Origin of the sequence: Williamwhitmania sp., from assembly GCA_035529935.1 — a bacterium.
In the GTDB taxonomy this organism is placed as follows: domain Bacteria; phylum Bacteroidota; class Bacteroidia; order Bacteroidales; family Williamwhitmaniaceae; genus Williamwhitmania.
This window is the reverse complement of the sequence record DATKVT010000208.1, coordinates 1-10,538: the sequence shown is the minus strand read 5'-3', so window position 1 is coordinate 10,538 and position 10,538 is coordinate 1. Positions and strand designations below refer to the sequence as shown.

8 protein-coding genes are annotated in these 10,538 nt (G+C 47.5%); 3 read left to right on the top strand and 5 right to left on the bottom strand.

Features of this window, described 5'->3' with window-relative positions; translation table 11 throughout:
* Nucleotides 1-553 precede the first annotated feature (553 nt).
* On the top strand, nt 554-1,069 hold the full coding sequence (locus VMW01_15885; protein ID HUW07730.1) for a hypothetical protein: 516 nt from the start codon (nt 554-556) through the stop codon (nt 1,067-1,069).
* 6 nt (nt 1,070-1,075) lie between these two features.
* Here the strand turns inward: VMW01_15885 and VMW01_15880 are convergent, their stop codons facing one another.
* The 3 genes from VMW01_15880 to VMW01_15870 form a co-directional block, all read right to left on the bottom strand.
* Nucleotides 1,076-1,765, bottom strand: coding sequence for a tRNA/rRNA methyltransferase (locus VMW01_15880; protein HUW07729.1), 690 nt, complete (start codon nt 1,763-1,765; stop codon nt 1,076-1,078).
* 102 nt (nt 1,766-1,867) lie between these two features.
* Entirely contained in the window at nt 1,868-4,234 is a 2,367-nt protein-coding gene (hypD, locus tag VMW01_15875; GenBank protein HUW07728.1) for a trans-4-hydroxy-L-proline dehydratase, read from the bottom strand.
* 4 nt (nt 4,235-4,238) lie between these two features.
* A complete protein-coding gene (locus VMW01_15870) occupies nt 4,239-5,033 on the bottom strand; it encodes a glycyl-radical enzyme activating protein (GenBank protein ID HUW07727.1) in 795 nt (264 codons plus the stop codon).
* A 441-nt stretch (nt 5,034-5,474) separates the two neighbouring features.
* Here VMW01_15870 and VMW01_15865 point away from each other — a divergent pair, with 441 nt between their 5' ends.
* Nucleotides 5,475-6,356: a sulfide/dihydroorotate dehydrogenase-like FAD/NAD-binding protein gene (locus VMW01_15865; protein ID HUW07726.1), complete on the top strand. Its 882-nt coding sequence runs from the start codon at nt 5,475-5,477 to the stop codon at nt 6,354-6,356.
* Entirely contained in the window at nt 6,346-7,761 is a 1,416-nt protein-coding gene (gltA, locus tag VMW01_15860; protein ID HUW07725.1) for an NADPH-dependent glutamate synthase, read from the top strand. Before VMW01_15865 ends, gltA begins: the two co-directional genes overlap by 11 nt.
* Nucleotides 7,762-8,122: 361 nt before the next feature.
* Here the strand turns inward: gltA and VMW01_15855 are convergent, their stop codons facing one another.
* Nucleotides 8,123-9,055, bottom strand: a complete 933-nt coding sequence (locus VMW01_15855; protein HUW07724.1) for a DUF6263 family protein — start codon at nt 9,053-9,055, stop codon at nt 8,123-8,125.
* A 632-nt stretch (nt 9,056-9,687) separates the two neighbouring features.
* Entirely contained in the window at nt 9,688-10,365 is a 678-nt protein-coding gene (locus tag VMW01_15850; protein HUW07723.1) for a S24 family peptidase, read from the bottom strand.
* Nucleotides 10,366-10,538 lie beyond the last annotated feature (173 nt).

Below are 10,538 nucleotides of genomic sequence, written 5' to 3'. Positions count from 1 at the left end.
TTTCATCCTAAAACCAAACCTCGGAGAGGTTGAATACGAATAGCCATGGGCGCAAGCCCATGGAACAGGAACCCATCCCAAGAACTAGCGGTGCACGCACATCCAATGTTCAATGAACTGAAACGGCCATGCACCGCAATAGCTGAAAGGGAGTTAGAAGAAGTTAGAAGAAGTTAGAGAAGTTAAAGAAGTTAAAGAATATCGATAAAAAGCCAGAGTGTAGAGACGCAAGATTATTCGGATATAAATCTAGCCGTTACGCCCTTACAAACTGCTATGCAGGTCATTCAAAATTATCATCCCGGAGGGATGAAATGTTTGTAGAAAAAAAACATTCCTTGCGCGAGCGGTGCACGCACCTCCTATGTTCAATGAACTGAAACGGCCATGCACCGCAATAGCTGAATGGTAAAAAATGATACTATTCGGATGTTGTAGGAGGTCATTTTACATCCTCACCATCGCTGTAAAAATCGACCCTAATAACCTAAACTCCTAAATGGCTAAACTCCTATAAAATCCGTAACTTGTTCTGGCACATAAACCCACCGCCATGGTGCACCCCTCCATTACCATCACCGCCGAAATGGTTGCCGAGGCAGAACGGCTTATTCCGACCACGCAGGTAAACCGCACTCGCGCATCGGCCATCGACACGCTCGCTGGTCACTTGGGTGAAATGTCGTTTGCCCAGTTCTTCTTTGGCGATTGGAGAAGGCACCGCATTGGCCTCAACAAGGGTGCTCCAGATTTCCCTAACATTGAGATAAAAACCTCCGCCTACCCCTTTTCGGAGAAGCTACATCTTTTGGTCAGGGAAGACTACGCCATCAAGCGCAAGCCAGCCTTCTACGTGCAAATCATCGTGAATGTGGAGAGCCCCAACTCAACCTCCATTCCGCCGGGAACGAAAGCCATTCTATGCGGCTACGCCACCACGCAGGAGGTGGACAGCGCACCGCTCAAAGATTTTGGAAGCAAGCCGGGTGGAGAGAGCGGCTATAGGTGCCGCTACATCTCCATTGAAAAGTTGCATCCAATAATTGAGTTAAAGGAGAAAATAGGCTAACACACCTCACCACTTCTTCTTCGAAAAATACTTTTGGCTAAAGCGATGGAACAGATTTAGGTCGTCCGCATTGAGGAGCGAAAAGCGCTCTAGTATTTTGCAAAACACCTTGGTATTCGGTTTAATGCCAACATCTTCCAATATTGTTGACAGCCGTTCACGAGCCACGACTAGCTCCGAATCAGCCACTGCCCCCCTCTTCTTTCGAGCATAGCTAAAGTTCACCTTCGACAGTTCGTAGGCATAAACCATTACCGCCTGCCCAAGATTCAGCGACGGGTATTTGCTCCGCATGGGGATGGTGGTTAAAATGTGACACAGGGCCAGCTCGTCGTTGGTGAGTCCCGAAACCTCACGGCCAAAAACCACCGCTACGGATTCTACACTGTCCACCTTGGCTGAAAGAATGGCGGGCAGGTCGCCCACCAGGTGGTAATCCTCGTTCACGTTGCGATGCTTGGCCGAAGAGGCGATAACTAAATCAAAACCCTCCAAGGCCTCCTGTAGCGACGAAAACACTTTGGCCTGCTGGAGAATCTCGTTTGAAGCATGAGCCGTAGCCAATGCGCGCTCACCAAGGTAATCGCAAGGGTTAACCAGAGTTAAGCGGCTAAAGCCCATCGTTTTTATGGCCCGAGCGGCGGCACCCACGTTCTCCTCCCTTGCTGGTTCTACAAGCACAAAGGTTATCTCCATCGCTGCAAATTTTTAACAAAGAAAGCACAATAGGCTTTACCAACAAAAGGTCAGCCGCCCGGATTACTCCAAAGGCGGCTGAGAATCTATTAATGAACAGGATTAGAAGCGCTGATGCTCGGTTCGTCCAATAATCTCCTCCTGCAGCTCTGGCGTAAGGTCGTTGAAGTAGTCGGAGTAACCTGCAACGCGCACAATAAGGTCGGCATGGTTTTCGGGATGCCGCTGGGCATCGCGCAGGGTGGCCGCCGACACCACGTTAAACTGAATGTGGTGACCATCGAGCTTAAAGTAGGTGCGCACCAGCTGACCAACTTTTGCAATGGATTCAGGTCCATCGAAAAATTCCGGTGCAAACTTCTGGTTAAGTAGCGTTCCGCCCGTTTTTATATGGTCAATCTTCGACACCGACTTAATTACTGCTGTTGGACCTTTCCTATCTGCCCCTTGAACCGGGGATATACCCTCCGAAAGAGGCTTGGTGGCAAGCCGTCCATCGGGCATTGCCCCAATCACGCTGCCAAAGTAAACGTGGCAGGTTGTGGGTAACATGTCGAGCCTAAACTGGCCACCACGGGCCGTAGGGCGACCGTCAATCATGGTCCATAGCATGTTAAACACCTCCACCGCATGCTGGTCGGCATAGTCGTCGTCGTTGCCAAACTTGGGCGTTTCGTAAACAAGCTTTGCGCGCAGCTCATCTGCCTCGTTAAAGTCTGCTTCCAAAACCGACAACAGCTGCTCCATTGTCACCAGCTTTTGGTCGAACACGTTGTGCCGAATTGAGGTAAGGCTATCTGTAATGGAGCCCAACCCCACGCCCTGAATGTAGCTGCTGTTATAGCGGGCACCTCCGGCATTATAGTCCTTGCCGTTGGCAATGCAATCGTCGATAAAGAGGCTGAGGAATGGTGCCGGAAGCATGCTGCCAAACACCTGTTCAATGGCACAGTTTCCCTTTATCTTGATGTCGATAAAGTGTTTGAGCTGAATTTGGAATGCCGCCATCACCTCCTCAAAAGAGCCAAAGCTGCGAGGGTCTCCGGTTTGTGGGCCAAGCCGTTTACCCGTTTGGGGGTCGACTCCGTTGTGCAGCGTAATCTCCAGCACTTTCGGCAGGTTGAAGTAGCCGGTAAGCCAGTAGGCCTCGGTACCAAAAGCACCAGACTCCACACATCCGCTGGCCCCTCCATTACGGGCATCCTCCAGCGATTTACCCTGCCTTACCAGCTCTTGAATAATGGCGTCGGTATTGAAAATGGATGGCTGACCAAAGCCCGTTTTGGTAATTTTTATGGCCCTATGGATAAAGCTGTCAGGGTTCTTCTTGCTAAGCTGCACCATGGAGCTGGGTTGCAGAATGCGCATCTCCTCAATAACGTCGAGCATCAGGTAGCTGAGCTCATTCACCGCATCGGAACCATCGGGTTTCACCCCACCTAGGTTGATAAGGGCAAAATCGGTGTAGGTGTTGCTCTCCCGTGCCGTAATCCCAGTTTTTGGTGGAGCAGGATGGTTGTTGAACTTCACCCAAAAGGATTGCAGCAGCTCCTCCGCCCCCTCCTTCGTAAGCGTTCCTTCTGCAATTCCCTTTTGGTAAACGGGGTATAAATGCTGGTCGAGACGTCCCGGGTTAAAGGAATCCCAAGGGTTGAGTTCGGTAATAATTCCCACATGAATGAACCAGTAGTGCTGCAGCATCTCGTGAAACGTTTCCGGAGCATGGGCCGGCACCTTACGGCAAATACGGGCCATCTCCAGCAGCTCTGCCTTTCGGGCACTATCCGTTTCCTCATTTGCCAGCTGCTCAAGCGCCACCGCGTGACGACTGGCAAACACCACAATGGCATCGGCGGCAAGGCTCATGGCCTTGAGCTCCTCCATACGCTCAAACGCATGGCTATCGATAAGCGGATTAATGCTGGCCATGCTCTGAGCAATGTCGTACTTAAGATCGAGCATACCCTTCCGGTAAAGTTTTGGTCCGGTTACGGTATGGCCGGGTGCCCGCTGCTCCTGAAACTCGGTGAAAATTCCTGCAAGGTATGCCTCCTTCCACTCCTCCGTAACCATTTCGAATACCCTATCGCGAATGGTTCTCCCGCTCCAAAAAGGAATGATGGAGCTGCGGTAAACCTCGCGAACCTCCTCATCAACCTTGTAGGAGACCTTTGGCCTCGTGTTGAGTATCTCCAAATCGTCGATGGAGTGAAGGCACACCTCCGGGTAAGTTGGCGTAGCCTTGGGCGCTGGCCCACGCTCACCCACAATCAGCTCGTATGGGTTGATGCAGATTGCTTTATTGGTAAGAATGTGCACCAGGGAGCCTGCTCGCTGCATGGGAACGGAGAGCAGCGCCGTAGCAGGCTGGGAATAAAACTCGGTAATCAGCTTTGCTCTTTCTGCAGAGATGCGATTGATGGCCTTAAGGCTCATCTCACGCTGCTTATGTATTCTACTACTAATCATTATCTCAACCTCCAACTTTAACAATTAATCCAATGCTCGTAAACCTACTTACCACCCTAGCCACCGCATCGGAAGTGGGCTCGGCAACACCATCCATGTGATTTTCAATTCCCAACCTTTGATATTTCCCCTTGGCAATGGAGTGGTATGGAAGAATGTGCAATTCTCTCAAAGATGGCAACTCAGCAAACAGTTCTTCCATGGCTTTGAGGTTCTGCTCACCATTGTTTAGCCCTGGGATTAAGGGAAACCGAACAATAACCTGTTTGTGCTCCTTAACTAGATACCGGAGATTGTGCAGCACCATATCGTTTCTAACGCCCGTAAGCAACTGATGCTCCAATGTCTCCATGTGCTTAACATCGAACAAAAAAAGGTCGGTGAACGGTGCAACCTGCTGAAATGCAACGTTTGGTGCGAAGCCACAGGTATCGATGGTAGTATGAATATTCTGCTCCTTGAGCAGCTTGAGCAGCTCCACCAAGAAGGCAGTTTGCTGCAGAGGCTCACCACCCGAGATGGTAGCACCACCCGAGGATTCCTCATAGAATGCTCTATCCTTGAGCACTTCGGCAACCACATCCTCTGGTGACATATACCGACCCAAAGTCTCCTTGGTGCGAATTTCACGATCTTCCAACCGATATACCCGGTCAACCTCCTCCGGTACCTCCCTTCGACTCTCCGGGTTATGGCACCAGCGGCACCTCAACGGGCATCCCTTAAAGAATACTGTTGTGCGAATTCCGGGACCATCGTGAACGGAATACCTCCGTATATCGAAAATTAGTCCACGCATATAGCAAATGGATTAGGTATGAGAAACTACTAGAGATAAAAAAGAGAAATATTCAGTTAGCGTAAGTAACCAAGAAATGGGAATGCTAGCAGATCCAGCACTCGTAGAGACCTTTTCCGAAATTGTGGTAGAGTGACTGGTATGCAACGCTATTTACCATACTCCTAAAGTGATTTTAGACAAATGTAGGTGGTGGAAAGTAAAGTATCAAGAATATTTTGAAAATTTTCGGTGATTTATGTCATAATGTTGTATCAGTGTTTGCCCTATTTTAGGGCCGTGAAATTGCAGGAAAATATTGCAGAGTGCGGCTAGACTGCTTGTTTTGTGAAGAGTATCACACTAATATGACAAAAAAAGGGAAGGTAGATAGTAAGATAACCATTGACCTAAAGTTCTATCTTTGCGCAAACGATTGCCAATTAAACCTCGGATATCATCATGTATAAAGTTGTAAAGAAAACAGCTCTTGCTCCCCACATCTATCTAATGGACATTGAGGCTCCAAGAGTTGCAAAGGCTGCTCAACCCGGACAATTTATCATTGTAAGGGTTCACGATAAGGGCGAACGCATTCCGCTAACCATTGCCGATTATGACGCCGATGCTGGAACGGTTACCATTGTTACCCAAACCGTTGGTGCCTCTACGCGACTGATTTGTGCAAAGGAAGAGGGTGAGTTCTTGCTCGATTTTGTTGGACCACTTGGAATGCCCTCCGAACTCGTACATGAAACAGATGAACAGCTGACGCAGAAGAGAATTCTTTTTGTAGCTGGTGGTGTAGGAACAGCACCTGTATATCCACAGGTAAAATATTTGGCAAGCAGAGGCATTAAGGCCGATGTAATTATTGGAGCAAAGAGCAAAGATTTTCTAATTCTTCAGGATGAAATGGCCAAGGTGGCCGGGGAAGTATTTGTTGCCACCGATGACGGCAGCGTGGGTTTTCACGGACTAGTTACCGACCTGCTGAAGGATTTGGTGAACAACAGAGGCAAAAAGTATGATCTCGCCATTACCATTGGACCAATGATAATGATGAAGTTCCTGTCGGCACTTACCCGCGAGCTCGGCATTAGAACCATTGCCAGCTTAAACACCCTTATGGTGGATGGAACGGGAATGTGCGGTGCGTGCCGGGTTTCGGTGGGCGGCAAAACAAAGTTCACCTGCGTTGATGGTCCCGAATTCGATGCCCACGAGGTTGACTTTGATGAGGCCATGCGACGCCAAAACATGTATCGCACCATCGAGGGAAAGAAGTTGAAAGAGATGGAGGAAAAGGATCACAAATGCAATTTAGATCGTCATGAGCAATAAAATCCCCCGCGTTCCGGTTAGGGAACAGGACCCAAATATTAGGAAAACCAACTTCGAAGAGGTTTGCTTCGGTTACAATGCCGAGGAAGCCATGCTGGAGGCCACACGCTGCATACAGTGCAAAAAACCACGCTGTGTAGATGCCTGTCCAGTTTCAGTTAAGATTCCCGATTTTATCAAGCATGTGAAGGAGGGAGACTTTGCCCTCGCAGTTGGAACCATTGCAGAAGACAGCAGCCTTCCCGCCGTTTGCGGTAGGGTTTGCCCACAGGAGAGCCAGTGCGAAGGCTCCTGCATTCTGGGTGTTAAAGGCGAACCGGTATCCATTGGGAAGTTGGAACGCTTTGTGGCCGACTGGAGCCGCGAAAACAACGTATCCTTTTCCGAGGTTGCCCCTTCGAATGGAAAAAGAGTTGCCATTATTGGTAGCGGTCCTGCCGGTTTATCATGTGCCACCGACTTGGCCAAAATGGGCTACTACGTAAAAATATTTGAAGCCCTACATCAGGCTGGAGGAGTTCTGGAGTATGGTATTCCCGAATTTCGTCTGCCCAAGGAGAGGGTGGTTGAGCACGAAATAAACAACGTTCGCAAGCTGGGCGTTGAGATTGAAACCGACGTGGTGGTTGGTCGCACCATTACCATCGACGAAATATTTGAGCAGGAAGGTTTCGATGCCGTGTTTGTTGGCTCCGGTGCCGGACTACCCAAGTTCATGCACATTCCTGGAGAAAATCTCAACGGCGTTGTTTCGGCCAACGAGTTTCTTACCCGTAACAACCTGATGAAAGCCTTCGACCCCACCTACGATACGCCTATTTACGTAGGCAAACGAGTAGCCGTGGTTGGCGGAGGAAACGTTGCCATGGACGCTGCCCGAACAGCTATCCGCTTGGGTGCCGATGTATCCATCATCTACCGCCGTTCGGAGAAAGAGCTACCCGCCAGAGTTGAGGAGGTTCACCATGCTAAGGAGGAGGGCTTGCATTTTCATATGCTCACCAATCCCGTTGAAATTTTAGGCGATGATAACGGTTGGGTTAGAGGCATTCGCTGCCTAAAAATGGAGCTTGGAAAACCCGATGCCTCCGGTAGAAGGAGCCCAATCGAAATCGCAGGATCGGAGTTCGACATGGCGATTGACGAGGTAATAATGTCGTTAGGCACCTCACCAAATCCGCTAATTTCAGCCACCACGCCTGGTCTAGACTCCAATAAGTGGCAGTGCCTCATCGCCGACGAGAGTGGACAAACCACGCGTGAAGGTGTTTTTGCCGGTGGCGACGCGGTTACCGGTGCAGCCACGGTTATTCTTGCCATGGGCGCAGGTCGAACCGCAGCCAAAGCCATTGATGAGTATTTAAAGAAGAAGATAAAGGAAGTTAGAAGAAGTCAGAGAAGTTAAAGAATTCCACCAACCGTAGGGGCGAAATATTTTTCGTCCAATGAACAACCCTAGAAAGGAGATAGTCCATGGCTTTAGCCATGGGTCAACCCCCACCAAGCGCGACGGTGCGCACTCGCCCGTTATTCAATGAACCACACATAACGAGCACCGCAATCACGAAAGGGAAGTCAGAGAAGTTAAAGAATATCGACAAACAAATATTGTGTAGAGACGCACGGTCGTGCGCCTCTAGACTAATCCTCTTCAAGGTTTAATTCGAATAGCCACGGAGTTCAACCAGCATTTACCACAGAAACGACGAAATAACGAAAGGGGGCAAAAGCCCCCTTTCTACATATCACACTCTTGGCATTGGATACTACTCCGTAGCCGTGAAATTATTTATGGTTGTAAACTTCATTGGAATTTCAAGGTCGTTGGGCAGCTGCGCATTCTTTTCAATTACCAAGGTGCCCTCGTAGGTGGAGGTTGAAGTTGCCGTGGTAATCCAGCCCGTATTCACATCTAGCTTAAAGGTGGATTGCTCTGTGCCAGTTAAATTAGCACGGGCATTCATCCCGTTTATTACGATAGGCTTATCGGATGTTGCCGCCTCCATTTTTGCATTTCCCAGAACGGTTGCCTCACCGTCATCAATTGCTTTAAGCGTCCAGCTGTTATTCTTTATTGTTCGCCCCAACATTTTTAGGTCAACGGTATTTTCCCAAGTATCCCCAACGGCCACAGGTTGCTCAGGATAACAGCGCATAATAATTTCAAAGCTGCTCTTTAGCGTTTCAGAACCGAATGAATTTTTAACGCTCGCCTTAATCTGCATCTTACTCATATCGGGAACGTCAAGGTCATTTACAGTTTTGTCGATGGCCTCGTCAACCCCATTTACAGCTAAAACCTCGCCAGTTTTGGAAAGAACCATGGTGTAGGGATTCTTAACAAAGCTGAGCATAACCTGACCAAACATGTCATCCTCGCCAACGGGTTTTTCCGAGTTAAACTCCATGTTAATCATGGCTGAGGTCATCTTGAACAACATTTTTTTAAACCTCAACTCCACAGTATAGCCAGAATCGCTCATAGCCTTTACCAAAAAGGTATTTACCCCGGAAATTTCAGTTTTAATATTCTGCTCTGTTCCCATAATTAACTGCGAAATGTCTTGGGTCGATTTCTGGTTGAGGGTGTATGTTTTTCCAACCTCGAGATTTAGTGCAAGGTTAATTTTCGCACTTGGCTGGGCAAAAAGCGAAACCGCAAATAACAATCCCAGCGTGATGGCAAAAAGTTTTTTCATCCTATTTAGGTTTTTGATTTTTGTTTAACCTTATCGAAGGTAATACTATTTTAGATTTCACAAATAGGCATGTAGGGGCACCAGAACCAATTGTGCACGAAGTGAATTGTGCATGATTGGCATGTGAGTGTTGATTATAAAAGGGGACAGCGGATTTAAACACTAGTTTTGTCCAAAACAAATTGTGCAACTTGATTGATTTTGGTTTAAGTGCGGTTGAATTTTTAAACGTAGATATAATGGTTACCTACAGTATGCTTTAATGCAACGGTAAAAACATGGCTTATTACCTACTTTACTGGTATTACAAAGCGTTACTTATGCCACAAAACGGCCCTCTATTAGAGGGCTTTTTTTATGACCTTTTTGAGATGGGGTAACTTAGGGTAAGATGGCAATTTTAATCAGCAGTGACATTAGGAATGACCATGGGAGTGACAACTCAGGGTATTTACAACATGCATTCACACCCCCATACGGCTCTAAAAAGTGGCAAAAAGTGCAGTATTTGCACTATTCGACCCCCCATAATACACGCCGTTAACTTACAACGCCACACACGAACGCACACACATTCAGCGTGGTAATAGAATTAGGATGTAAAGGCAATTAATAAAACGTGTGCTGGTGTGTTACCCCATGCTGTTGATTCGGATGCTGGCCTTAACGAGTGCGGCAAACTTGATGGCATCGAATGGGATCTCCTTTTCCTGGTGGTGGGAATTTTGGCTTACCAGCTTAATCCATCCTTCCTGCGTGCTCTTCTGCACATACTTTACGGTTATAAACTGGTCTCCTTCAAGTAGGATGGACAGTAGATACATCTCTCCCCAAAATAGGTTGGCTTTGTCGTTAAGCACTTTATAGGCTACAATATCACCACTCTTGAGCAGCGGATACATGGAGTCGCCCGTGACATATACGGCCCCATCGCAGGCAGGTAGGTTAGGTATTTCAATGTAATCAATAGGCTCCTGCTTATGCAAATCCTCAAAAATGGCTACTATTCCAGCCACCGCTTCTATATTATATAAAGGAACCCTATCGGTTGTTTTTCCATCATCACTTTTGTGATTGAATTTGGTTATAGAGGTCTTCAGCATATTTCCATTACCGGTTATCAGCCATTCTGGATTAACGTCTATGTAGGTGGAGATAAATCTCTCTATATTATCTTCTGTTAGCCCAGAAGTTTTATCAAATACTCCATTAGCAATACCTGTATCTAGGTATAATTTGCGTTTACTATATTGCTTAGAATCAGCATATAGTAATATCCTCTGCTTAATGGGTGAGATATTCTTCTCCATTTATTTTGTAGTTGAGATATATTTCTCTATTATTGCATTATGTTTTTGTATAGAAACTGGCAATAAAGGTAAGGTAAATTTTAAAAATCAGCACAATGGGCATAATAATTACCAAGCACGGTGAGAAAAAGGAGCTCCGAAGGCTATTCAACACAAGCCTTGTAACCGTAAGG